Genomic DNA, 24904 nt, shown 5'->3' on the forward strand with positions numbered 1-24904 from the left:
TGGCCGGACCGAAGGGCCGCTGCACATCCATGTGCAGCTCTCCGCAATACCCCCGGCGCGACTCCCGCTTGAACAGTGGTGGACTTCGGAGGGATGGGCTACCGGAGATCCGAAAGCAAATGACCGGCGCGATGCCCGGACCGGGGAAATGCGGAGAGCAGGCCAGGGATGGCCTGCGGCGGCGAGTCGGGCCATGGATGGCCCGACCGAGCCGCGGAGCATTCCCCGGCCTGGGCGCCCCGGGCTCCGAAGTCCGCGAATCTGACCGTTTGTACGGGCGTGACGCGAACGATCTCGGCTTCGATCAAGAACTCCCGTTCGCGGCCGATGGCGTTCCGATACCCGTCTCGCTGCTTCCCTGGTCCACTTTCGGACTGGAACCCCCTCCTCCGGCCAACTCTGCTAGGGTTATTCGATGCCAGCCACCCGCACGGTCGCCGCGTGCCCGACGTTTTCCCCGATCCCCCGCCCGCACCACGATCTGGCCGTCCCGACGACGGCCCTGCGTTTGGCACTCCAGGAGTCCTGGGGACGGCTCGCGGGGCGCGCATGATCGAATTCGGCCATCTGACCCACGTCGGGCTGCGGCGCGAGTTGAACGAGGACACCTACTACGGCGACAGCGACCTCGGCCTGTGGCTAGTGGCCGACGGCATGGGCGGCCACGAATACGGCGAGGTGGCCAGCGCGCTGGCGCGCGAGGCCATCGTCCGCGAGACCCGCCAGGGCACGCCGCTGGCGCAGGCGATCCGAATCGCCGACGAGGAAATCATCCGCGCCTCGCGGTTGCGCCACGACACCCTGCCGATGGGCACCACGGTGGTCGCGGCGCGGATCAAAGGCAACCGTTTCGAGGTCGCGTGGGTGGGCGACAGCCGGGTCTACCTGTGGCATGCCGGCAAGCTGGTACAGCTCTCGCAGGACCACAGCTACGTGCAGGAGCTGATCTCGCAGGGCACGATCAGCGTCGACCAGGCACGCAACCATCCCCACCGCAACGTGGTCACCCAGGCGCTGGGGGTGACCGACCCGCAGGCGCTCAACGTCGAGACCATGGGCGGCGAACTGCTGCCGGGAATGCAGCTGCTGCTGTGCAGCGACGGCCTGACCGAGGAGGTCGACGACAGCGGCATCGCCCGGGTGCTGGCGCACGGCGAATGCAGCGCCCAGGAATGCGTGGACGGCCTGGTGGCCGCGGCGCTGGACGGCGGCGGCTCGGACAACGTCACCGTCGTGCTGGTGCGCCGCCACTGAGCGACGCGGGCGGCGTGCGCCTAGGCGGGCTCCGCCTCGAGCGATAGCGGCGCCTCCAGCACGTCCCAGACGCAGCTGCCGGCGCGCTCCCGGATCGCCGCCATGCGCGCCCGGTGCAGCGCCAGTTCGTGTTCCGGCACCACCACGCGCGGGCGCGGCCCGAGCGGCGCGGTCGGCAGCGCGGCCGCGTCGGCGCGGGCCTGCTCCGGAGTCGGCGCGGCGAAGCCGATCTCGCTCTGCCCGGCGGTGAGCGCCAGGTACACCTCGGCCAGCAGTTGCGCGTCGAGCAGGGCGCCGTGCAACTGCCGGTGCGCATTATCCACGCCCAGCCGCTTGCACAGCGCGTCCAGGGAGTTGCGCTGGCCCGGATAGCGCTGGCGCGCCAGTTCCAGCGAATCCTGGACCCTGGCGCGATCGCGGATCCGGCCGTAGCCGTCGCCCAGCCGTGCCAGCTCGGCATCGAGGAAGCCGACGTCGAACGCTGCGTTGTGGATGACCAGTTCGGCGCCGTCGATGAAAGCCAGGAACTCGTCGGCGACGGCCGCGAACAGCGGCTTGTCGGCGAGGAACTCCAGGGTCAGCCCGGTGACCTCCTGCGCTCCCGGCTCGAACTCGCGCTGCGGGTTGATGTAGCACTGGTAGGTGCGGCCGGTGGGGCGGCGCTCCTGCAGCTCGACGCAGCCGATCTCCACCACGCGGTTGCCCTTCTTCCACTCCAGGCCCGTGGTCTCGGTGTCGAGCACGATCTGTCGCATCTGTACCCTGCCCTCTTCGGTCGCGGTCCGCGCGCTCAGGATACCGTGGCGCCGCCGTGCAGGCCGGGAGCCGTGGCTCCGCGCGCCTTCAGCAGTTCGGCCTGGGTGCGCGCCAGCACGTCGACGCGCTCGTTGTCGGGGTCGCCGGAATGGCCGCGCACCCAGCGCCAGTCGATCCGGTGGCGGACGCAGGCCGCCTGCAGCCGCTCCCAGAGATCCTGGTTCTTGACCGCCGCGCCCCCGGCGGTGCGCCAGTTGCGCCGCACCCAGTTGGGCAGCCATTCGGTGATGCCCTTGCGCACGTACTGCGAATCGGTGTGCAGCGTCACCCGGCACGGCGCGGTCAGCGTCTCCAGCGCCTGGATCGCCGCCATCAGCTCCATGCGGTTGTTGGTGGTCAGCGGCTCGCCGCCGACCAGCTCGCGCTCCTGGGCGCGGTAGCGCAGCAACGCCGCCCAGCCGCCAGGCCCGGGGTTGCCCAGGCAGGCGCCATCGGTATGGATCTCGACCTGCTTCATCTCGCTCATGCCGGCGCCGCCCCCTGAGGCAGGCGCATGGCCGGTCGCGGTGCCACCGGGGTTAGGGGGGCGACGCGCCGCTCGGCGCACAAAGCGTAGGCGGCGCACAGACCTGGGCCGCTGCGCTGCCCGGGGCGCACCGCGACTTCCCAGCCGGGGCCGACACCCTGGGAGACTGGCTCGGGTTCGAGGCCGGCCCGGCGCAGCCGTCGCCGCCAGGTGAGCGGCTCGCTGGCGCGCAGGCCGCGGCCGCGCCAGCGCCAGCGATAGGGCGACAGCGGGTTCAGCGTGAACAGCCAGAGCCGCCCCCCCGGGATCAGCAGTCGCGCGCACTCCTCGAACAGCGCGACCGGGTCTTCGCCGGGAGCGGCGACGTGCTGCAGCACGATCGTGCCCACCGATTCGTTGGCCAGCGGCAGCGGCAGCGCGCAGCGCAACGCGCCGTCCCAGCCCTGGCCCCGCGCGTGCAGGCGGACGCCGTGGCCGGAGGTATCGGTCTCCTGCGCCACCGGCGCCAGCCACAACCACGGCCGGCCGGGGCGCTCGTCCAGCGCGCGGCGCACCAGCACCGCCTCGCTCTCGACCACCGCGCGCCCCTGCGGGGACGCGAACCAGTCGCTGGGGGTGCCGGGTTGACCGGCCGGTGAAGTCGCGGGCATGGTCGCCATTCTACCGGCTGTGCGGCGGGGGCCGTTCTGGCGATGCATCTGAAAGCCCTGCCCGCGCTGTCCGACAACTACATCTGGACCCTGACCGCTCCGCACGGGCGCGCGGTGGTGGTGGACCCGGGCGAGGCCGCACCGGTGCTGGCGGCTGCAGAGCGCGGCCTGCAGCCCGCGGCGATCCTGCTCACCCATCATCACCACGACCACATCGGCGGGGTGCCGGAACTGCTGCGGCGCTGGCCCGGGCTTCCGGTCTATGCGCCGCACGACGACCGCATTCCGGCGGCGACGCGTCGGGTCGGCCAGGACGATCGCGTGGCCTGCGACGGCTTCGGGTTCGAAGTCATCGCAGTCCCCGGGCATACCGTGAGCCACATCGCATTTCACGGCCACGGGCACTTGTTCTGCGGGGACACCCTGTTCAGTCTGGGTTGCGGCCGCCTGTTCGAGGGTACGCCGGCCCGGATGCTCGACTCGCTCGAGCGCCTGGCCGCCCTGCCCGGCGCCACGCGCGTCTGCTGCGGGCACGAGTACACACGGGACAACGCCGCCTTCGCCCGCGCGGTCGAGCCCGGCAACCGGGCGCTCGAGCGCCGTAGCCAGGACATCCAGACCATGCGCGACCGCGGACAACCGACACTGCCCAGCACCCTGGCCGACGAACTGGCCTGCAATCCTTTCCTGCGGATCGATGTCCCGGAGGTACGCGCGGCATTGACCGCCAGAGTCCCGGCGGAGGCCCGGGGCCACGAGCGCGTCGAGCTGTTCGCCGCGCTGCGGCGCTGGAAGGACGAATTCCGGGCATGAGGATGCCTGTTGCGGCGCTGCGCTTGGCGCTGGTCGCCCTCGCCCTGCCCTGCCTGCCGGCGCGGGCGCTGGACGTCACCGCGGTGCCCGCGAGCGCGATGGCCGCGCCCGACGCCGCCGCGACGGCCGCCGCAACCCCCGGGGCCGCCCCCGCCCGGAGCGGTCGCGAGATCTACGCCAGCTTCCGCGACGGCCTTGCCGACCCCGGGTGCCTCGCGGAACAGAGCGAGCGCTGGCGCCGCCATTTCGCCCATGTCCCGGACGACCTCGCCGACCAGCCCGAGCGTCTGCTGCCGCTGTTCGGCTACGTCGTCGATGCGCTGCGCGATTCGCATCTGCCGACCGAGTACGCGCTGATTCCCTTCGTCGAGAGCGGCTACCGCCCGGGCGCACGCAGCCCGTCGGGGCCGGCGGGCCTGTGGCAGTTCATCGCGGTCACCGCGCGCAAGCACAAGATCGCGATCCGGCCCGGGTACGACGGGCGCCTCTCGCCGGTCGACTCGACCCGGGCCGCGGTGCGCTACCTGCGCACCCTGCACGGCATGTTCGCCGGCGACTGGCGCCTGGCGGTAATGGGCTACAACGCCGGCGAGTACCGGGTCTTCGGCGCGCTCAGGTCGGCGGGCCAGCGCGCCATGGATGCCGACCCGGAGCGGCTCCAGGTGCCGCAGATCACCCAGGCCTACGTGCGCAAGCTGCAGGCGCTGAGCTGCCTGCTGGTGGAGGCCGGCGAGCGCGACGACTGGCTGCGCGCGATCGACCGCCCGGTACCGGTGCTGGCTGCGTCGGTGCTGCCGGCCGGCGCATCGCGCCTGGATGCCTGGGCGCAGCGCAACGGCCATGATGCGGCCCTGGTGCGCCGCCTCAACCCGGCGTTCGCCGACGGGCGCGTGACGCGCGCCGGCTCGGACCCGCAGGTGCTGGCGCCGGCGCGCGCGGCGGGACCGGAGGCGGAACCTGCGGTCGCGGCCGCTGCGGCGGCGGACGACCGCCCCGGCCCCATCCCGTCCGCCGAGGGATTCGTGGCCGACGCCAGCGACCTGGTCGCGGCGACGGTGGCAGCCGCCACGGCCCGCACCCACGTGGTGGCGCGCGGCGATTCGATCTGGCGCATCGCCCGCCGCTACGGGGTCGGCAGCGCCGAACTGCTCGAGCGCAACGGCCTGGCCCGCGACAGCGTGCTGCACCCGGGCACCAAGCTGCTGATCGATGCCCCCGCCGTGCCAGAGGGCGCCGACGCCGACACGGCGCCCGTGGCAAACTAGCGCGCTCCGCCACCACCGCGAGAACGACGTCCATGGGTTTCCTGCAAGGCAAGCGCGCCCTGATCACCGGTATCGCCAGCCAGCGCTCGATCGCCAACGGCATCGCCGAGGCGATGCACCGCGAAGGCGCGGAGCTGGCCTTCACCTATCAGAACGAGAAGCTCAAGTCGCGGGTCGAGGAGGTGGCCGGGAAAACCGGCTCGAACATCGTGCTGCCGCTCGACGTCACCGATGACGCGCAGATCGACGCGCTGGCCGCCGAGCTGGACAGGCAGTGGAGCGATGGATTCGACATCCTGGTGCACGCGATCGCCTTCGCTCCGCGCGAGGCGATCGCCGGCGAGTTCCTCGAAGGGCTCGACCGCAAGGCCTTCGCGATGGCGCACGACATCTCCGCCTACTCGCTGGCGGCGCTGGCCAAGGCCGCGCGGCCGATGCTGGCCAAACGCGGCCACGGCGCGATCCTGACCCTGAGCTACCTGGGCGCGGAGCGCGCGCTGAAGAACTACAACGTGATGGGCGTGGCCAAGGCCAGCCTGGAGGCCACGGTGCGGTACCTGGCGCTCAACCTCGGCCCCGAGGGCACGCGCGTCAACGCGATCTCGGCCGGGCCGATCAAGACCCTCGCCGCGGCCGGCATCGGCGGCTTCCGCCAGATCCTCGGCCACGTCGAGGACAACGCCCCGCTGCGCCGCAACGTGACCATCGAGGACGTCGGCAACGCGGCGGCCTTCCTGTGCTCCGACCTGGCCGCCGGCATCACCGGCGAGGTGACCTATGTCGATTGCGGCTACAACATCCTCGGGATGACCGGGATCGACTGAGGACCCCCGGGCCGCTGGCACCGCCGACACGGGAGCGCGCCATGCGCGGGAACGCCGGTGCCGGCTAGAGCTGCGCTTCCACCACGGTGATCTTCATGCGCTCGCGCAGGGCGCGCAGCACGGCCGCGGCATCCTCGTTGCCGGCCAGCAGGGCCAGCTGCTGCTGCAGCATCTGCCGCTCCTGCTCCGAGGCCTCCTCGGGATCTCCCGGGGTCACGGAGGCGACCGCGAACACCACCACGCTGCCGTCGTCGAGCACCGCCTTCCCGGGGCTGGTCTTGCCCTCTTCCGGAGTCTCGACCGCGAAGTAGGCGGTCACCGCATCCGGATGCGGGATCGGCGCGCCGCGCGGCACGCCCGGCACGTCCTGCACCGGCAGTTCGCGCCTGCCCGCCACGGCCTCCAGCGACGCACCGTCGGAGACCTCGGCGACCATTGCGTCCGCCTCCGCCTGCACCCGCCTGGCTGCACGGTCGGCACGGATCGCCTCGACCACCCGGTCGCGCACCTCCTCGAGCGGCAACGCGCGTTCGGGCGTGTGGCCGGTGACCCGGATCAGCACGCTGTGGGCCGGCCCGATCTCGATCGGGTCGCTGACCGTCTCGTCCTCGATCAGGCTCTCGCTGAAGGCCGCCCGCTGCACCGCGGGATGCGCGGCGATGCCCTGTCCGCCGCCGCGCGCGAACGGACCTGCGTTGCGGACCGTCAGTCCGCCGGCCGCGGCCGCCGGCTCCAGCGAGTTGGGATTGCGGAAGGCCCGGTCCACCACCTCGCCGACCAGTTCGCTATAGGCGCGCTCGCGGCCGCCCTCGGACATCTCGCGCGCCAGCTCGTCGCGCACTTCCTCGAACGGCGTCTCCTCGCCGCTGCGCACCTCGCGCAGCTGCAGCACATGCCAGCCGAACTCGGTCCGTACCGGGCCGCTCACCTGGCCGGGCTCCATCGCGAACAGCGCCTGGTCGAACGCATCCACCATCATGCCCTGCTCGACCCAGCCCAGGTCGCCGCCGGCCTCGCTCGAGCCGGCGTCGTCGGAATGCTCGCGGGCGAGCGCGGCGAAGTCGCCATCGCTCGCCTGCGCGGCGATGGTCGCGGCCTTCTCCTCCGCCTGCCGCTGCGCCTCGGCGTCGGCGTCGGCCGGCACCTCGATGAGGATGTGCGACGCCAGCCGCTGTTCGGCCTGCGCGAACCGCGAACGCTCCTGCGCGTAGCGCTCGCGCAGCGCCTGCTCGTCGACCTCCTCGTCGACCTGCAGCGTGCTGCCGTCGACCTCGACGTACTCGATGGTCACCGTCTCCGGCGCGCGGAAGTCCTCGGCATGCGACTGGTACCACGCCTGGATCTCGGCATCGCCGACTTCCCCGGTATCCTCCGCCGCCGGCAGCACCACGAACGAGACGTCGCGGCGCTCGCCGAGCAGCACCAGCAGGCGGTCGAGCTGGGCCGGCGTGACGAACGCCGATTCCGCCAGGTGGGTGGGGATCAGCGACTGCTGCAGGCTCTCGCGGATCAGCTCCTGGAACTGCTGCGGGCTGCGCGCCGGGACCTGCGACTGCAGGGCGAGCTGATAGCGCTGCGGATCGAAGCGCCCGTCCACCTGGAACGCCGGGATCTGCTCGATCTCCCGGCGCACCTGCGCATCTCCCACCGCCATCCCGCGGTCGCGGGCGGCGAGACGCAGCACCGCCTGGTCGATCAGGCGCTCGAGCACCTCGCGGCGGGTCTCCAGCGATTCGAACGCGCGCGGATCGAACGCCTCCCCCTGCTGCTCGCGACTCTGCTGCCGCTCCTGCTCGAAGGCGCTGCGGAAATCCTCCGGGGAAACCTCCTCGGCGTCCCAGAACAGCTTGCGCACCGGCCAGAGGTCGGGCGCGCCGCGCCACCACGACGGCGGCGACTCGATCTTCGCCGCGTAGTTCGCGCCGCTCTGGAACAGGTACTGCTCCATGCCGAAGAAGGCGAAGGGAATCGCCAGCAGGATCACGATGACGATCGCGATCCAGCCGGTCATCTTGTCTCTCAGGGCTTGCAGCATCGTTGGACTGGCCGTGGACGTAGCCGCGCAGTTTAACCGGATTGTCGGGCCGTCACAGGGCGCGGCCCGCATGGCCGCCGCGGGGCTGCCCCGTCCGGCTCCGGCGCGGGTTGCGGCCCGCCCCGAAACCCGGGGAACGCCGACCGGTCGCGCAAAAAACAAGGGCGCCGTTTCCGGCGCCCTTGTGGTGGATCTGGCGGAGCGGACGGGACTCGAACCCGCGACCTCCGGCGTGACAGGCCAGCATTCTAACCAACTGAACTACCGCTCCGCGTTGCAACTCTGAAAACCTGGCGTGGTGGGTGCTGAGGGTTTCGAACCCCCGACCCTCGCCTTGTAAGGGCGACGCTCTACCGCTGAGCTAAGCACCCGAGCGGAGCCGGTTAGTTTACAGCGTCCTTGAGCGCCTTGCCAGCCTTGAACGCCGGATTCTTCGCGGCGGGGATCTGGATCTCCTCGCCGGTACGCGGGTTGCGGCCGGTACGGGCGGCGCGCTCGCGCACCTCGAAGCTGCCGAAGCCGGCGATGGCGACGCTGTCGCCCTGGCCCAGCGCCTTGGCGATGGAGTCGAACACGGTGTCGACGGCGGCGGTGGCATCGGCCTTGGACAGGCCGCACTTCTCGGCAACGTTGTCGGTCAGGTCGCTTTTCTTCATTTGTCGTAACTCCCATGCGGCCCCGAGCCGCGAAAAAAAGTGGCGACCGGATGACGGGACCCGTCCGGTCGGCTCGAAGAACGGCGCGCACCAGGAATGCGCGCCGCGATTTGCGACCGTTATACCAGCGCCCCCTACCCCACGCAACCGAAAAGTCGCACAACCACGCGGTTTTTGGCGGCAGTCGACCCAGTCGCGCGGGTCCCGTCAGTGCTTCACTCCCGCCTGCGCGGGGGTCTTCTTGGGCTTGCGGATCACTTCTTCCAGCCGCTCCCTCGCGGCTGGCGCCAGCGGCCGCTCGAGCGCCAGGTCGAGCACTTCGTCGATCCACTTGACCGGTACGATCTTGATCGCCTGGCTGACGCTCTTGGGAATGTCGACCAGGTCCTTGCGGTTCTCCTCGGGGATGATCACGGTGCGGATGCCGCCGCGCATCGCCGCCAGCAGCTTCTCCTTCAGCCCGCCGATCGCGGTGACGCGGCCGCGCAGGGTGATCTCGCCGGTCATCGCCACGTCGGCGCGCACGGGAATCCGGGTCAGCATCGACACCAGCGCGGTCGCCATGGCGGCGCCGGCGCTGGGGCCGTCCTTCGGGGTGGCGCCGTCTGGGACGTGCACGTGGATGTCGTGCTTCTGCAGCGCCTCGATGTCGATGCCGAGCTGCTCGCTGCGCGCGCGCACCACCGAGTGAGCGGCCGAGGCGGACTCCTTCATCACGTCGCCGAGCTGACCGGTCAGGATCAGGTTGCCCTTGCCGGGAATCTGGGTGACCTCGATCTGCAGCAGGTCGCCGCCCACCTCGGTCCAGGCCAGGCCGGTGACCATGCCGATCTCGTTGTCCTGCTCGGCCCGGCCGAAGTCGTAGCGGCGCACGCCGAGATACTTGTCCAGGTTGCGCGAGGTGACCGACACCGCCTTGCCCTTCTTCGGCTGCGGGCCGGCCAGCGCGATCTCCTTGACCACCTTGCGGCAGATCTTGGCGATCTCGCGCTCGAGGTTGCGCACGCCGGACTCGCGGGTGTAGTAGCGCACGATATCGCGGATCGCGCCCTCGCCGATCTTCAGCTCGTCGCCCTTCAGGCCGTTCGCCTTGAGCTGCTTGGACATCAGGTAGCGAGTAGCGATGTTGAGCTTTTCTTCCTCGGTGTAGCCGGGAATCCTGATGACCTCCATGCGATCGAGCAGGGGTCCGGGAATATTGAGCGAGTTGGAGGTGGCCACGAACATCACCTCGGACAGGTCGAGATCGACCTCCAGGTAATGATCGTTGAAGGCGTTGTTCTGCTCCGGATCCAGCACCTCCAGCAGCGCCGAGGACGGATCGCCGCGGAAGTCCATCGACATCTTGTCGATCTCATCGAGCACGAACAGCGGGTTCTTGGTACCGGCCTTGTTGAGGTTCTGCACGATGCGGCCCGGCATCGAGCCGACATAGGTGCGGCGATGGCCGCGGATCTCGGCCTCGTCGCGCACCCCGCCGAGGCTCATGCGCACGAACTTGCGGTTGGTCGCGCGGGCGATCGACTGCCCAAGCGAAGTCTTGCCGACGCCCGGCGGCCCGACCAGGCACAGGATCGCTCCCTTCATCTGCTTGACCCGGGTCTGTACCGCCAGGTACTCGAGGATCCGATCCTTGACCTTCTCCAGCCCGTAGTGGTCGGCATCGAGCGTGTCCTGCGCCGCCTTGAGGTCCTTGCGGACCTTGCTGCGCTTCTTCCACGGCACGCCGAGCAGCCAGTCCAGGTAGTTGCGCACCACCGCGGCCTCGGCCGACATCGGCGACATCTGCTTGAGCTTGTTGAACTCGTTCTTCGCCTTGGTCTCGACCGGCTTGGGCATGCCGGCCTCGGCGATCTTGCGAGCGATCTCCTCCAGGTCGTTGGGCGCGTCGTCGATTTCGCCCAGCTCCTTCTGGATCGCCTTCATCTGCTCGTTGAGGTAGTACTCGCGCTGCGACTTCTCCATCTGCGACTTGACCCGGCCGCGGATGCGCTTCTCCATCTGCTGCACGTCGATCTCGCCGTCGACGAAGCCGACCAGCATCTCCAGTCGGTCGCCGGTGGCGATGGTCTCGAGCAGGCGCTGCTTGTCGGCCAGGCGCACGCCCAGGTGGGCGGCGATGGTGTCGGCCAGCCGGCTGGGCTCGTCGATGCCGGCCAGGGTCTGCAGCAGTTCCGGCGGCAGCTTGCGGCTGGTCTTGACGTACTGCTCGAACAGGCCCATCAGCGAACGCGCCACGGCCTCGATCTCGCGCACCTCGCGCCCTTCGGTCGACTCGACCACCTCGCCCCGCCCGGTCAGGGTGCCGTCGCGCTCGGCGATGCCGGTGACCCGGGCGCGCGACACGCCCTCGACCAGCACCTTGATGGTGCCGTCGGGCAGCTTCAGTAACTGCAGCACCTGGGCCAGGGTGCCGACCTCGTACAAGTCGTCCGCGCCCGGATCGTCGGTCTCGGCGGACTTTTGCGCGACCAGCAGGATGCGCTTGTCGGCCTCCATCGCCAGGTCGAGCGCCCGGATCGACTTCTCGCGGCCCACGAACAGCGGGATCACCATGTGCGGGAACACCACCACGTCCCGCAGCGGCAGCACCGGCAGGTCGAGGGTCTCGGTTTCGGTGGAACTGGTCATCTTGGCTCCGGAAGGGCGGGAGGGCGGCACGGCCGGGACCGGCGCCGGATGCCCCCCGTTATGGGGCTGGCGCGGGAGCGATGCAAGCGGACACTGCGTGCCGCTCGCCGAACCCCCGCCGTCGACCCGGAATCAGTGACTTAGCCGGCAAGGTAGCGCCGAAGTCCGCCCTGGGCGCCAAAGCATATCGTGCGTTCAGTTTCGCGATGCGGCCGCCATGTCCGGCAGGTGCCAGCAAACGACGGCGGGACCGCACGTTCCCATTGGGGTGCGAACTTCTCAGTTCGAACTGGTTTCAACGCGCTGTCGAACCGCCGCCAGGACTGGCTCCATCCAGCAGGCGCCGGCACGTTTCGACCGTGATGGCGGCAGGACCCTCGGGAACAGCAACCGCTACGATGCCACCGCTGGATCGACGGACACAGAAGCTCACCGTGTGATTGCGGGTTCCATGCTTGCCCCACTACGGAGACCTGATCCCGAACGAATAGGGCCATTCGCTTTCCAGCTCGGCCGGCGCGGCGACTTCCGAGTAGCCATAGGGCAAACGTCCGTACGCCAGGCAGTCCCCTGGCTGGAGACGATGCGGAGCGTGGCCGTCTTTCAGGACGATGCTCCATGACTTTCCGAAGCCCCGGCCATCCACCATGATCGAGGAGACCCCCGCAGCATCGATCTCCACGGCTTCGCCTTCATCCGACGGCAAACAGCCAAGGACATTCCCATCCGCGGAACGGATCTCCAGCGGCCTCGCAACGCGGGACCTCGCGTCTGCAGACGCCGACACAAGAAAAGCCGCCAGAACGATCACGACAACCCGGTACATTCGCTCCACCGCAGACATGGCCAGCTCCTCAGGAACCCCAGCCGAGCGACCCGTTGGCCGCATCGAACAATTCCCTGCAGGATTCAACGGTCGTCAGAGATGGACCAGCAGGGACTTTGACGACTTCGGCCTCACCATCCAACCGTCTGAAGCAAAAGTCGCTGGCGTGAATCCGCGTGCGGTATCTTCCCCAGGTGGGCGATCTGATGACGAATTCGTACGGCCACTCGTCCTGGATCTCGCTGGGCGGCGAGGCGTTGTCGTAGCCGTCCGGGAGCTTTCCGTAGGTTAGACACTCCCCCGGATTCAAGCGCAGCGGCGGATTACCCGCGGTCAACGTAATCTCCCATGCCGGAGGCAGATCCCGCCCGCCCAGCCTCGCTGGATAGACGGCCGCATCGGCGACCTCGACGATCTCGTCCGCATCGTGAGGCAAGCAGCCCAACACCTCATCGCCATCCGAGCGGATATCCAGAGACCTGGATGCATATGAAGTCGCTGCTGCGCACGCAGACACAAGCGACGCGATCACCGTTACTCCAACGATATCCCATCTCATCGCAACGAAACCCATCGGTCAACCCACGGTCCAGACGGCACCGTACCCAAACAGTCAGCTTCGCAAGACAGCAGACAGCGCTACCAGCGAACACCACGTCCGCAACTCGCCCAGTCCCAATCATTGAGGCGATCACTCCACACTACCTGGTATGGCTCGAGCCTGCCGCCTTCGTCGACCATGCAGAAATAGGCGTGATACGTCCGGGCGCTCGACTTCCCATCCACGGTCAGTGCGGCCCATAGCGTCGAGCTGTAGGCTTTGCCGGGCTCGAGCACAGGCACACTTTGCGCGCGCGCTTCATCCGGGTATGGGATGCATTCCTCCGGCGGAAGCCGCTTTTCACTTGCTTCCTGCCCAGGAACGAAGGCCTCCTCCCAGATCCGCTCTGCGCGCCCATCCACCCGTACGTAAAGCTCGGCCAATGTAATCAGGGGCCCCGAACGCCGCGTCTCTCTGTTATCAGCAACCGCGAAACATGGGGCCCCTCCGGAAGACCGGACCACACCCGGCTGCTGTCTCGCCTCCCCGCTCGCCGGATGGGCCCATGCGCTCGAATACAACGCGATGGCAAGACACGCCAAGAGTCCAGCGGAACCGCCTACTTTGGCCGACCTCAGCGTCTCACAGACCATGATGGTTTCACTCTACCAGTCGCTACATTCATCCACTTCCAGACTTGGTTTATCGTCCCATTCGACTTGGTGCGCCTCCAAGCGCTCTCCTTTCTCGCTCAAACAGAAGTAGCGGTTGTACCAGCGCCGCTTCGACACCTCATACCGGTCGACCGTCCCAGGTATCTCGACCGCATACCACCCTCTTGACGAGAGGCCCGTACCACAAGTTTCTTCGCAGCTCGATTCACGCAAGCCCCGACGGCGCGTGCGCCCTACCAGCTAACGCCACGGCCGCATGCATCCCAACCCGTAGTCCCTTCCTCACCCAGTTTCACCTCGTATGGCATCAGACCACGGGCTGTCTCAATCATGCAGAAGTAGCCGCTATACCAACGGCTTGTGAACCGCTCTCCAACCTTCACGTCGGCCAACAACGTGACGCTGTAGGCCCTGCCCGGAGCGAGACTCGGGGGTGGATTGGGACTGCCCCCGGAATAGGGAACGCACATCGCCGGGGACAATTGCAGCTCGTCCCGCCGGCTCAAGTAGTCGGACTCCCAAACGTTCTTCGCCACCCCAGACACCCGCTCATACAGGTGCACGCTGGACAGCAAGGGCTGCTCTTTCCGGGCGACTGAGGAGGCGCTGATGGAAAAACATAGTTCCCCATCGAGAAACCTGATCGCGGCATCTTGGTATCGCTCTGCCGTCGATCCGCATCCCGACGTCAAGAATGCTGCAAACAGCATCCATGCAGCCCCAGGTCTCATAGTCCGTATTTCTCACGTTGCGTCGTGGACTCGCCCTACCCTGCGGGCCTCGCGCTGTTCATACCACCGAACCTGGTGAACGGATACAGGAACTCCTCGCGCCACAAGTTTGAGGATCCGGACCTCGCGCCGTCCCGCCGGATCACGCCTCGGCCGGACTCGGTCGAGACGAGTTCACGGAGTAACGGGGCTGGCGCTATCCAGGTACTGCCTGCACGTGTCGACGGTCACCACAGCAGGGCCCTTGGGCAAGTTCGCGACGACGATGCCTGCCGCGGACCTCCGGATACAAAACAGGCCGCTGTGGTTTCGTGTGCCGTGTCGGCCCCATCTCGGCGATCTGATACCGAATGTATATGGCCATTCGCCCTGGAGTTCCGCCGGAGGAGCTGCCGTCGAGTAGCCCTTGGGCGCTTGCCCATAAATCAAACACTCGCCCGGCGCCAGGCGGAAGGGAGGCATCTCGGCTTGCAGAGTGATAGCCCACGGCACCGGTACCTCTCGCCCGCCCACCGCGACGGCAGACACACCCGCCGCGTCAATTTCCACTGCTTCGCCTTCATCCGCAGGCAAGCATCCAACAACATTCCCGTCCATGGAGCGGATCTCTAGCGGTCTTGCAGCCCTGGACGTCGCGCCTGCGCACGCCGATACAAGGAGCGCTGCCAGGGCACACAGGATCACTTGGTACTTCATCGACGCCTGCCCGGAAGGTTGCTTCTGGACGATGGATCAAGCAGGAACTCCGACAATACCGCCTGGAGCTGCTCTGGCGTTCCGCGCGAGCCGCGCGCATATACGCGGTCACCGAGGAGGACAATCATGTAGTAATCGGAAATGATGTCCCCTTGCTGCTCCATGTTGTAGTCGGACAGCGTAGTGCCCGGGACGATATCGTACTCGTAGGCCGCTGGCCCCTGCGATGACACGAACAGTCCGTTCCATCTCACCGCATAGCCAAGCTGGTGCTGCCATACATGCGCCATCTCATGGATAAAAAGCGCTTGATCCTCAGGCAATAGCGAAAAATCGTCTTGGTAGATCGGCTTCGGATAGTACATTTGCCCATTCGGGGTCACGGCAGTGTGCTTGTCCTGAAACCCGAAGAACATCCAATAGCCGTGGTTATGGATCTTCACCGTGGAATAGTCCACCGAATCGCCGAACACCCGGTGTGCGATTTCCACCTCTCCGGGAGTAAGGTCGCGCTTGTGCCCCTTCGCCCTGACCTCGACTACCGAGTGGCCAACGTCCACCGGGTTGGTCTGCACGCCTTCCAACTCGATTTCGACCTGATCCTGATCGAAGGCTCCCTCAAGTGCACAGCACGCCTCGGATTCGCTTGCCGGGGTCAGCTCGGCCCTGACGATCTCCGTACATTCGCCCGTGCAAATGCGCTCCGACACGCCGCTACCGTCGGCAATCCCGCTGCACGTGCTGCCATCAGCGAAATGCAGCGTGTATCGCACCCCTGCCAACGGTTCACCGGACTCGCTGCAGAAGCGGAGGGCTTCATCGAATTCGGCGGCCTCGTCCGCTTCCGGCTCGTTCGCCGACGCGAATCTCGTTGCAGCCGCGATTGCAGCTCCCGCCGCGGTCGCCGCGGCTGCTCTTCCGGCGCCAGCGCCACCACCACTGCCTACACCACCACCCGGATCCACGAACACCCGCATCTGCTTTGCCGAGAGCACCTTGCAGCCGCAGGCCAGGGTGCTGCCGTGCAGGGCGACGGGCTGGCCGTCGACGATCAGCGTCGCGTCGCCGTCGATGATCGGGAAGGCGCCCTTGTGCTGCGGGCAGGTGGCCTGGTCGGTGACCCGGGCGACGGGCACGCCGTCGATGTCGGTGAACGGCGAGCCGGTGAGCACCCGGCCGCCGCTGCTGGTGGGGTCGCCCTGAACGATCCAGTTCTTGGCCATGCAAATTCCCTTTGCCAGTGAGGGGAGCGGACCTCCCCGTGGTCGCGCCTATTCGCCGGAGGCGACCTTGGGCGAGGCCGGGGGGGTCTGGTAGATCAGGTAGGGCTCGGACTTGTGCTCGATCACCGACTCGTCGACCACCACCTTGCTGACGTTCTCCAGCGACGGCAGGTCGTACATCGTGTCCAGCAGCACCGCCTCGACGATGGTGCGCAGGCCGCGCGCGCCGGTCTTACGCTTGATCGCCTTGCGGGCGATGGCGAGCAGCGCGTCCTCGCGGAACTCCAGCTCGACGCCTTCCATCTCGAACAGCTTGCGGAACTGCTTGCTGATGGCGTTCTTCGGCTCGGTGAGGATCTTGACCAGCGCGGGCTCGTCCAGCTCCTCGAGCGTGGCGACCACCGGCAGGCGGCCGACGAACTCGGGGATCAGGCCGAACTTGATCAGGTCCTCGGGCTCGACGTCGGCCAGCACCTTGCCGGTCTCGGTCTTGCGCTCGCTGCTCTTGAGCTTGGCGCCGAAGCCAATCCCGCTGGCGTCGGTGCTGCGCTGCTGGATGATCTTGTCGAGGCCGGCGAAGGCGCCGCCGACGATGAACAGGATGTTGCTGGTGTCGACCTGCAGGAACTCCTGCTGCGGATGCTTGCGCCCGCCCTGCGGCGGCACGCTGGCCATGGTGCCCTCGATGAGCTTGAGCAGCGCCTGCTGCACGCCCTCGCCGGACACGTCGCGGGTGATCGACGGGTTCTCGGACTTGCGCGAGATCTTGTCGATCTCGTCGATGTAGACGATGCCCTGCTGCGCCTTCTCGACGTCGTAGTCGCATTTCTGCAGCAGCTTCTGGATGATGTTCTCGACGTCCTCGCCGACGTAGCCCGCCTCGGTCAGCGTGGTCGCGTCGGCGATCGTGAACGGCACGTTGAGCAGGCGCGCGAGGGTCTCGGCCAGCAGGGTCTTGCCGGAGCCAGTGGGGCCGACCAGCAGGATGTTGGACTTGGCCAGCTCGATGTCGTCGCTCTTCTGCCGGCTCTCGATACGCTTGTAGTGGTTGTACACCGCCACTGCCAGGGTGCGCTTGGCGCGCTGCTGGCCGATCACGTACTGGTCGAGGACCTCGAGGATTTCCTTGGGCTTGGGCAGCGAGCTGCGCGCCGACTGCGCCTTCTCCTCGAGCTCCTCGCGGATGATGTCGTTGCACAACTCGACGCATTCGTCGCAGATGAACACGCTCGGGCCGGCGATCAGCTTGCGGACCTCGTGCTGGCTCTTTCCGCAGAAGGAGCAGTACAGGATCTTGCTGCTGTCGCCGGTACGGCCCTGGGAATCTTTGCTCATGCGTCGGTTACCCGGTGGTGCTCCCGGCCGGAGACGGGATTCGGTTCGAGAATAGCATAGCGATGGCGCCGCGCCAGCGCCCCGGCGCCGCGCGGAAACCGTCGCTGCACCAAGGAGTTACGCCGTCCATCCGATGCCGGAGGCGGGGCGCGGCGGGCGGCCGGAAACCGGTCCGCCTTGCCCGTGTCGATACCCTGCAAGATTCAGGCCGGCTGGATCGACTCTTCGGGCCGGCGCTCGAGGACCTCGTCGACCAGGCCGTACTCGCGCGCCGCCCCGGCGCTCTTGAAGTTGTCGCGCTCGGTATCGGCCGCGATCGTGTCGAAGCTCTGGCCGGTGTGCCCGGCGAGGATCTCGTTCAGGCGCTGGCGCAGGGCGAGGATCTCGCGGGCGTGGATGTCGATGTCGGTGGCCTGGCCCTGGAAGCCGCCGAGCGGCTGGTGGATCATGATCCGCGAGTTCGGCAGCGCGTAGCGCTTGCCCTTGGCGCCCGCGGCCAGCAGCAACGCACCCATGCTCGCCGCCTGGCCGACGCAGATGGTGCTCACGTCGGGCTTGATGAACTGCATGGTGTCGTAGATCGCCATGCCGGCGGTGACCACGCCGCCCGGCGAGTTGATGTACAGGTTGATGTCCTTCTCGGGATTCTCGGCCTCGAGGAACAGCAGCTGGGCGATGATGACGTTGGCGACGTGGTCGTCGATGCCGCCGACCAGGAAGATCACCCGCTCCTTCAGCAGCCGCGAGTAGATGTCGTAGGCGCGCTCGCCGCGGCTGGTCTGTTCGACCACCATCGGGACGAGATTGAGGGCCGTGGTCGGGATGCTGCTCATGGGCGGAGTCCGGTTTGCGTGGAGGATCCGGCCGCAGCCGGCGGGGTTGGGGCGACCGGCCGCATCACTGCTGCGGGGCGATCGCCTCCTGGAAGCTCAGCTGCTGCACGGTGTGCTGGGCGCGCTCGGCGATCCAGTCGATCACCTGCTCCTCCATCACCCGGTTCTGCAGTCCCGACATCAGCTGGGGATCGTTGCGGTACAACTCAATGACCTGATCGGGCTCCTCGTAGGTGGAGGCGATCAGGCGCAGGGTCTCGTTCAGGCGCTTGGGATCGAGCTGCAGCTTGTGGTTGCGGGCGATCTCGCCGACCAGCAGCCCGACCAGCACGCGTTTGCGGGCGGCCTCCATGAACTGCTGATGGGCGTCGGCCGGCAGCTCGACGTTGCGGCCCTGGCGGCGCGCCTGCTCGACCGCCTGGCGGGCCATCGAGCGCGCCTCGGCCTCGACCAGCCGCGGCGGCAGTTCCACCTGCGCCCAGGTCGCGACCAGCTGCTCGCCGACCTCGCGGCGCAGGCGGTTCATCAGCGCGCCCTTGAGTTCGCGCTCGAGGTTGGCACGGATCTCGCTGCGGAACTGCTCGAGTTCGCCGGACTTGACGCCGAAGCTCTTGATGAAGCCGGCGTCCACCTCCGGCAACACCTGCTCGGAGACCCGCTCGACCTTCACGTGCACCTCGGCCTTCTTCCCGGCCAGCTGCGGCACCCGCCAGCCGGCGGGGAACTCGACCTCGACGGTCTTCTCGTCGCCGGCGGACATGCCGGCCAGGGCCTGCTCCAGCGCCGGCAGCATGGCGCCGCTGCCCAGTACCGGGGTGCCTTTCTCCGCGCCGTCGGCCGGCATGCGCTCGTCGCCGATCCGCGACCAGGTCTCGATGTCCAGCGCGTCGCCTTCCTGCGCCGGGCGGGTGACCTCGCTCCAGCTGCGCCGCTGCAGGCGCAGGTTCTCGATCATGCGGTCGATGTCCTCCTCGGTCACCTCGGCGGTATGGCGCACCACCGACAGTTTCGAGACGTCGATCTCGCCGAAGTCCGGCACCACCTCGAAGGTGGCGACATAGGCCAGGCCGCCCGCGTCCTCGGGCTCGATCCGCGGCGCGCCGGCCAGGCGCAGGTCGTTCTCGCGCACGGCCTCGTCGAAGCCCTCGCGGAGCAGGCGGTCGATCACCTCGGCGCGGACCTGCTCGCCGTAGCGCTGCTCGATCACCTTCGCCGGCACCTTGCCCGGACGGAAGCCCTTGATGCGCGCGGTGCGCGCGATCTCGCGCAGGCGCCCGCCGACGCCGGTCTCCAGGCGCTCCGCGGGGAGCTGGAACGTCATCCGGCGCTCGAGCGCGCCAACGGATTCGACCGAAACTTGCATAACCACTCCTGCCACCGCGGCCTCTGCCGGGCTGTCGTCTTGTAGGGATGTCGGGCCGCGGCCCCGGGGCCTTGGCCACGGGTCCGGCGGAACTGGATATTGTGGCCGATTCGGGGGGAGGCCGCCAGCGGGGCGAGTGGGCTGTCGCGAGCCCGCAAGGCCGAAGCCGTGGCGGGGGAAGGCCGCTCCACCGGCGTCGTCCGGGACGGACGGGGTCGGCAGGCCGTCCCGGGCGCGGAGCGCGGGCACGGGCTTGCCGCCTTCCGCGCCCGGGACGCGGCTCGCGGGCGTTCGCTGAAGCCGGCTCTCTCTGAGCCCAAACCCCGGGGCATCGGGTTCGCGGTTCGCGAACGCGCGTTCATCACCCCCGCTTCATCTTCTGCCCGGGCTGGTGCGAAAGCCGGGACTCGAACCCGGACGGGGGTTACCCGCTGGAACCTAAATCCAGTGCGTCTACCAGTTCCGCCACTTTCGCGCTCCGGCCGCGGGCCGCGCCGGGCATTCTATCGCCGCTGCCAGGGAACCGACGCGCTTCCCTGCCCCGCCCTGAACGAAAAACGCCCGGCAAGCCGGGCGCGTTCCGAAACTGGTGGGCCGTCAAGGATTCGAACCTTGGACCTACTGATTAAGAGTCAGCTGCTCTACCAACTGAGCTAACGGCCCCGAAAATCGGCCGCGCAGTGTAAGCAACCCTGCGCGTCCTGGCAATCGCCATGCGGCGACCGCTCCGGGAAATGGGGTGGACGAGGGGACTCGAACCCCCGACATCCGGAATCACAATCCGGGACTCTAACCAACTGAGCTACGTCCACCATTGGCACCACACACCACACACCACACATCGTCCGCCGGGCCACGACTGCGGATGGCGCGCCCGGCAGGACTCGAACCTGCAACCACCGGCTTAGAAGGCCGGTGCTCTATCCGGTTGAGCTACGGGCGCCCGGCCGGATTGTCGCATCTTCACCGCCCCGGGGGGCCGGGGATGGTCGGGGTAGAGGGATTCGAACCCCCGACATCCTGCTCCCAAAGCAGGCGCGCTACCAGACTGCGCTATACCCCGCCGACGCCGTGCGGTCCGATCCCCCGCACAACCGCGGCGCGAAGGGTCGGTCATTGTCCGGAGCGCCCGCTCCGCTGTCAACGAGCCGCGTCCGTCGGGGCGCCGCTGCACCTGCGCCGCAATGCCGTTTCGCGTGTATCCTCTTGCCGGTCTTCACCACCACACAACAGGGGCAGCCTCCATGCGCAGCGGCAATCCGGCACTCAAGGAATCGACCTTTCTGGATCTCGGCAGCGGCAGCGTCGTCTCCCGCGCCGGCGAGACGATGACCCTCAACGGCACGGTCAGCAAGACCGCCATCCTGCTGCTGTTGACCGTGATGACCGCGGCGTTCGCCTGGAGCCAGGCCCTGACGCCGGCGGGGGAACTGGCGCCGGGCTTCGGCATGTACGTCTGGGGCGGCGCCATCGGCGGCTTCGTCGTGGCCCTGGTGACCATCTTCAAGAAGGAGTGGGCGCCGGTCACCGCGCCGCTCTACGCCCTGGTCGAGGGCTTCTTCCTGGGTGCGATCTCGGCGATGTACAACAACTTCTTCGACGGCATCGTCATGCAGGCGGTGATGCTGACCTTCGGCACCCTGTTCGCCCTGCTGTTCGCCTACCGTTCGGGGCTGATCAAGGCCACCGAGAACTTCAAGCTCGGCGTGGTCGCCGCGACCGGCGGCATCTTCCTGGTCTACATGGCCACGATCGTGCTCGGCTTCTTCGGCATCAACATGCCGATGATCCACGAGAACGGCATCGTCGGCATCGGCTTCAGCCTGTTCGTGATCGTGATCGCGGCGCTCAACCTGGTGCTGGACTTCGACTTCATCGAGACCGGCGTCGAGCAGGGCGCGCCGAAATACATGGAGTGGTACGGTGCCTTCGGCCTGCTGGTCACCCTGGTGTGGCTGTACATCGAGTTCCTGCGCCTGCTGTCGAAACTGCAGTCGCGCTGAACCGCACCGCGGCAGGTCGGGAAAAAGGGCGCTCCGGCGCCCTTTTTTCGTGCCGGTGACGTCCTCCGAAGCCGACGCGAACGCTTCGCCTAGCCAGGCGGCAGCTGCAGCGGGCTGCGCTCACGGGGAATCGACGGTCGCCCCGGCAAGTTCCACCGGCCGCGCCCTCCCCCGCCCCGGCCACAGGATGAAACCCAGGGCGACCAGCGCCAGGATCCAGCAGTAGTGGATCCGGCCGGCCAGCTGCAGCGGCGACAGCGCCGCCAGCGACGCCGCCAGCAGGATCTGCGCCCCGTAGGGCAGCACGCCCTGCAGCACGCAGGCGAAGATGTCGAGCAGGCTGGCCGCCCGCCGCGGCGCCACGGCGTGGCGCACGGCGATGTCGCGCGCCAGCGGCCCGCTCACCAGGATCGCCACCGTGTTGTTCGCGGTCAGCGCGTCGGTGCCGGCGGCCAGGGTGGCGATGCCGAGTTCGCCCGCGCGTCGGCCGGTCCGGGCACCGGCCATCCGCGCGATCGTCGCGGCGATCCAGTCGAGCCCGCCCAACGCCCGGGTCAGCGCCGCCAGCCCGCCGATCAGGATCGACAACAGGGTGATCTCGACCATGCCCTCGTAGCCGAGCCAGATGTCCCCGGCCAGTTGCGGCAGGTCGTACCCGGGCGCCATCGCGAACCCCAGCAGACCCGCGAAGGCGATGCCGATCCCCAGCACCAGCACCACGTTGACCCCGGCGACCGCCAACCCCAGCACCAGCAGGTAGGGAACGGCCAGCCACGGCGAGGCGGCGGCCGGCGCCTGCACCTCGGCGCTCTGCCCCAGCACCGCCAGCAGCGCCGCGGTCGCCAGCGCGGCGGGCACCGCGATGCGGAAATTCTCGCGGAACTTGTCGCGCATGCCGACGCCCTGGCTGCGGGTGGCGGCGATGGTGGTGTCGGAGATGATGGACAGGTTGTCCCCGAACATCGCGCCGCCGACCACCGCGCCCACCACCAGGGCGCGGTCCATGCCGGCGGCCTCGGCCACGCCGAGCGCGATCGGCGTCACCGCGGCGATCGTCCCCATCGAGGTGCCCACCGCCAGCGCCACGAAGCCGGCCACCAGGAACAGGCCGGGCAGCACCAGCGGGGCCGGCAGCAGGCCCAGGCCCAGCGCCACCACCGCGTCGACCGCGCCGATCTGCCGGGAGACCGTGGCGAAGGCCCCGGCGAGCAGGAACACCAGGCACATCAGCATGACGTTGGGATGGCCCATGCCGCCCAGCAGCGTGTCGAGCGCCGGCAGCCCGCGCCGCCACGTCAGCCACGCGCCCAGCGCCAGGGCCGGCAGGATCGCCACCGGCGCGCGCAGCTGGTAGAACCCCAGCTCCGTGCCCAGCACGGTGTAGTACACCCCGGCGCCGAGGAACAGCGTCAGGAACAGCAGCAGGGGCGTCAGCGCGATGGCGCCTGGGCGGTCGCTCATGGGCTCGGAAACCGGCGGAAGGGCAACCGATTCTGCGGCCAGACCCCGCAGCCGTCAGCACCCGGGGCGGGACACTCGGCTCGCGCGGACAGGACGGTCACCTCTCGGACACCTGCTGCTGTGTCGCCCATAGGCGGCAGGCCTCGTCCACATCCAACGAAACCCTGCGCGGACGCACGGCGGCGGGCCAGCCGACAACACCCCCGTAGGAGCGGTCCATGGCCGCGAAAACCGCGAGAGGCTCCGGTCTGACCGGCGGCGATTCCCGACATTGCCGACCACGCGCCGGCCTTCGCGGCCATGGGCCGCTCCTACAGGGGGCGGGCGCCCCTTCCGGAGAACGGGACGGCTCAAAGGCGGCTGGCGATCGCCCTGGCGAACGACATGGTGTCGCCCTCGCCGCCGAGGTCCGGCGTCAACGCGTCCTTCGCTTCGAGGGTCGCGATCACCGCATCGCGCAGCCGCTGCGCCTGGTCGGGCTTGCCCAGATGGTCGAGCATCTGCGCCGCCCCGAGGACCAGCGCGCACGGGTTGGCCAGGCCCTTGCCGGCGATGTCAGGGGCGGTGCCGTGCACTGCCTCGAAGATCGCAGCGTCGACGCCGATGTTGGCGCCGGGCGCCAGCCCGAGCCCGCCCACCAACCCGGCGCACAGGTCCGAGATGATGTCGCCGAACAGGTTGGTGGTGACGATGACGTCGAACTGCTCCGGCCGTATCACCAGCTGCATGCAGGTGTTGTCGACGATCATCTCGTTGCACTCGATCTCCGGGTACTGCGCGGCGACCTCGCGCGCCACCTTCAGGAACAGCCCCGAGGTGGTCTTGAGGATGTTGGCCTTGTGCACCACCGTGATCTTCTTGCGCCCGGTGCGCCGCGCCAGATCGAAGGCGTAGCGGACGATGCGCTCGGAGCCCTTGCGGGTGACCTTCTGCATCAGGGTAGCGGTCTCGCCGTCCTCGGTGATCGACTGACCCTCGCCGATGTAGGCGCCCTCGGTGTTCTCGCGCACGGTGACGATGTCCACGCCGCTCGGGAACCGGGATTTCGTGTTCGGGAAGGACTTGGCCGGACGCACGTTGGCATAGAGGTCGAAATGCCGGCGCAGCGCCACGTTGATCGAGCTGAAGCCCTCGCCCACCGGGGTGGTCAGCGGGCTCTTGAGGGCGATGGCGTTGCGACGGATCGATTCGAGCGTGGCCGCGGGCAGCAGCTCGCCGTGCTTCTCCATGGCGGCCAGCCCGGCGTCGGCGTACTCGTATTTCAGGCCGAGCTGCATGGTGTCGAGGACGTGCAGGGTCGCGTCCATGATTTCCGGGCCGATGCCGTCGCCGCGGATGACCGTGATCGTCTGGGTCATGAGGGGTTTTCCGTGCAGAAGGGCGCCGCGCAGGCACGCGCGCCGGTTCGAAAGGGGACGGCGCATTATGCCGGAAGCGCGCGTCCCACGCAGCTCCGGGTCGGAGGACGCGAGCGTGCAACGACTACTTCACGGTGCGGCTGCTCGACGCTGCGGCTGCCAGTCTGAGTTCCAGCGCGCTGGCTCCGGAGCCAGCGGCGCCCGGGCCGGAATATGCTCCCCGGCTCGGTCGGGCCATCCATGGCCCGACTCGCCGCCGCAGACCATCCATGGTCTGCTGTCCGCATATTCCCGGCCCGGGCGCCGCACCGGTCATTCGCTTTCGGATGCTCGGCAGCCAGTCCCTCCGAAGCCGATCAACGTTCAGGCGGGAGTCGCGCCGGGGGTGTTGCGGAGAGCAGACCATGGATGGTCTGCGGCCCTGAGTCCGGCCATGGATGGCCGGACCGA

General features: G+C 68.5%; 19 protein-coding genes and 7 tRNA genes. 5 read left to right on the forward strand and 21 right to left on the reverse strand.

The genetic code is table 11. The annotated features are described in order from the left end of the window. Nucleotides 1-549 precede the first annotated feature (549 nt). Entirely contained in the window at nt 550-1254 is a 705-nt protein-coding gene (locus H0E84_RS14140) for a PP2C family protein-serine/threonine phosphatase (protein WP_180679301.1), read from the forward strand. Nucleotides 1255-1274: 20 nt separating this feature from the next. On the opposite strand, the gene dnaQ is transcribed toward H0E84_RS14140, so the two are convergent. From dnaQ to H0E84_RS14155, 3 genes are read right to left on the reverse strand one after another with little or no spacing between them, the layout of a single operon-like run. Further along, nucleotides 1275-2009, reverse strand: coding sequence for a DNA polymerase III subunit epsilon (gene dnaQ / locus H0E84_RS14145; RefSeq protein ID WP_180679302.1), 735 nt, complete (start codon nt 2007-2009; stop codon nt 1275-1277). A gap of 35 nt (nt 2010-2044) precedes the next feature. Beyond that, nucleotides 2045-2527, reverse strand: a complete 483-nt coding sequence (rnhA, locus tag H0E84_RS14150) for a ribonuclease HI (RefSeq protein WP_180679319.1) — start codon at nt 2525-2527, stop codon at nt 2045-2047. A gap of 5 nt (nt 2528-2532) precedes the next feature. Beyond that, on the reverse strand, nt 2533-3186 hold the full coding sequence (locus H0E84_RS14155; RefSeq protein ID WP_180679303.1) for a class I SAM-dependent methyltransferase: 654 nt from the start codon (nt 3184-3186) through the stop codon (nt 2533-2535). A 42-nt stretch (nt 3187-3228) separates the two neighbouring features. On the opposite strand from H0E84_RS14155, the gene gloB reads away from it, so the two are divergent. Genes gloB through H0E84_RS14170 form a run of 3 tightly spaced genes read left to right on the forward strand, consistent with a single transcriptional unit; the run spans nt 3229 to nt 6088 of the window. Then, nucleotides 3229-3999, forward strand: coding sequence for a hydroxyacylglutathione hydrolase (gene gloB / locus H0E84_RS14160; RefSeq protein ID WP_180679304.1), 771 nt, complete (start codon nt 3229-3231; stop codon nt 3997-3999). Nucleotides 4000-4001: 2 nt separating this feature from the next. Beyond that, entirely contained in the window at nt 4002-5264 is a 1263-nt protein-coding gene (locus tag H0E84_RS14165) for a lytic transglycosylase domain-containing protein (protein WP_180679320.1), read from the forward strand. A gap of 32 nt (nt 5265-5296) precedes the next feature. After that, nucleotides 5297-6088, forward strand: a complete 792-nt coding sequence (locus H0E84_RS14170) for an enoyl-ACP reductase FabI (RefSeq protein WP_180679305.1) — start codon at nt 5297-5299, stop codon at nt 6086-6088. A gap of 64 nt (nt 6089-6152) precedes the next feature. Here H0E84_RS14170 and H0E84_RS14175 read toward each other — a convergent pair whose 3' ends face one another. The 16 genes from H0E84_RS14175 to H0E84_RS14255 all read right to left on the reverse strand — a co-directional run bounded on the left by H0E84_RS14175 (nt 6153) and on the right by H0E84_RS14255 (nt 20695). Further along, nucleotides 6153-8195: a SurA N-terminal domain-containing protein gene (locus H0E84_RS14175; protein ID WP_307774159.1), complete on the reverse strand. Its 2043-nt coding sequence runs from the start codon at nt 8193-8195 to the stop codon at nt 6153-6155. A 122-nt stretch (nt 8196-8317) separates the two neighbouring features. Beyond that, nucleotides 8318-8394: transfer RNA gene (locus tag H0E84_RS14180), tRNA-Asp, on the reverse strand. A 25-nt stretch (nt 8395-8419) separates the two neighbouring features. Then, nucleotides 8420-8494, reverse strand: a tRNA-Val gene (locus tag H0E84_RS14185). Nucleotides 8495-8506: 12 nt separating this feature from the next. Next, a complete protein-coding gene (locus tag H0E84_RS14190; protein ID WP_180679307.1) occupies nt 8507-8779 on the reverse strand; it encodes an HU family DNA-binding protein in 273 nt (90 codons plus the stop codon). 207 nt (nt 8780-8986) lie between these two features. Next, a complete protein-coding gene (lon, locus tag H0E84_RS14195) occupies nt 8987-11410 on the reverse strand; it encodes an endopeptidase La (protein ID WP_180679308.1) in 2424 nt (807 codons plus the stop codon). 463 nt (nt 11411-11873) lie between these two features. Beyond that, entirely contained in the window at nt 11874-12254 is a 381-nt protein-coding gene (locus H0E84_RS14200; protein WP_180679309.1) for a hypothetical protein, read from the reverse strand. 10 nt (nt 12255-12264) lie between these two features. Further along, complete coding sequence (locus H0E84_RS14205; RefSeq protein ID WP_180679310.1) at nt 12265-12768, reverse strand: hypothetical protein; 504 nt, start codon at nt 12766-12768, stop codon at nt 12265-12267. 2106 nt (nt 12769-14874) lie between these two features. Then, nucleotides 14875-16101 carry a PAAR domain-containing protein gene (locus H0E84_RS14215; RefSeq protein ID WP_180679312.1) on the reverse strand — a complete coding sequence of 409 codons (1227 nt, stop codon included), beginning with the start codon at nt 16099-16101 and terminating at the stop codon, nt 14875-14877. A 48-nt stretch (nt 16102-16149) separates the two neighbouring features. Further along, a complete protein-coding gene (clpX, locus tag H0E84_RS14220) occupies nt 16150-17436 on the reverse strand; it encodes an ATP-dependent Clp protease ATP-binding subunit ClpX (RefSeq protein WP_180679313.1) in 1287 nt (428 codons plus the stop codon). Nucleotides 17437-17639: 203 nt separating this feature from the next. Then, on the reverse strand, nt 17640-18269 hold the full coding sequence (gene clpP, locus H0E84_RS14225; RefSeq protein WP_180679314.1) for an ATP-dependent Clp endopeptidase proteolytic subunit ClpP: 630 nt from the start codon (nt 18267-18269) through the stop codon (nt 17640-17642). Nucleotides 18270-18333: 64 nt separating this feature from the next. After that, on the reverse strand, nt 18334-19632 hold the full coding sequence (gene tig, locus H0E84_RS14230) for a trigger factor (RefSeq protein ID WP_180679315.1): 1299 nt from the start codon (nt 19630-19632) through the stop codon (nt 18334-18336). Nucleotides 19633-20021: 389 nt separating this feature from the next. Beyond that, nucleotides 20022-20107: transfer RNA gene (locus H0E84_RS14235), tRNA-Leu, on the reverse strand. Nucleotides 20108-20219: 112 nt separating this feature from the next. Then, nucleotides 20220-20295: transfer RNA gene (locus H0E84_RS14240), tRNA-Lys, on the reverse strand. Nucleotides 20296-20367: 72 nt separating this feature from the next. Next, nucleotides 20368-20444: transfer RNA gene (locus H0E84_RS14245), tRNA-His, on the reverse strand. 54 nt (nt 20445-20498) lie between these two features. Then, nucleotides 20499-20575: transfer RNA gene (locus H0E84_RS14250), tRNA-Arg, on the reverse strand. A 43-nt stretch (nt 20576-20618) separates the two neighbouring features. Next, a tRNA-Pro gene (locus H0E84_RS14255) sits at nt 20619-20695 on the reverse strand. A gap of 181 nt (nt 20696-20876) precedes the next feature. Between H0E84_RS14255 and H0E84_RS14260 the strand changes: the two genes are divergently transcribed. Beyond that, a complete protein-coding gene (locus H0E84_RS14260; protein WP_180679316.1) occupies nt 20877-21635 on the forward strand; it encodes a Bax inhibitor-1/YccA family protein in 759 nt (252 codons plus the stop codon). A 120-nt stretch (nt 21636-21755) separates the two neighbouring features. On the opposite strand, the gene H0E84_RS14265 is transcribed toward H0E84_RS14260, so the two are convergent. Together H0E84_RS14265 and H0E84_RS14270 are read right to left on the reverse strand one after the other, a co-directional pair. After that, on the reverse strand, nt 21756-23096 hold the full coding sequence (locus H0E84_RS14265; protein WP_180679317.1) for a Na+/H+ antiporter NhaC family protein: 1341 nt from the start codon (nt 23094-23096) through the stop codon (nt 21756-21758). A gap of 350 nt (nt 23097-23446) precedes the next feature. Then, entirely contained in the window at nt 23447-24454 is a 1008-nt protein-coding gene (locus H0E84_RS14270; RefSeq protein WP_180679318.1) for an isocitrate dehydrogenase, read from the reverse strand. Nucleotides 24455-24904 lie beyond the last annotated feature (450 nt).

Source organism: Luteimonas salinisoli, assembly GCF_013425525.1.
GTDB classification, from domain to species: domain Bacteria; phylum Pseudomonadota; class Gammaproteobacteria; order Xanthomonadales; family Xanthomonadaceae; genus Luteimonas; species Luteimonas salinisoli.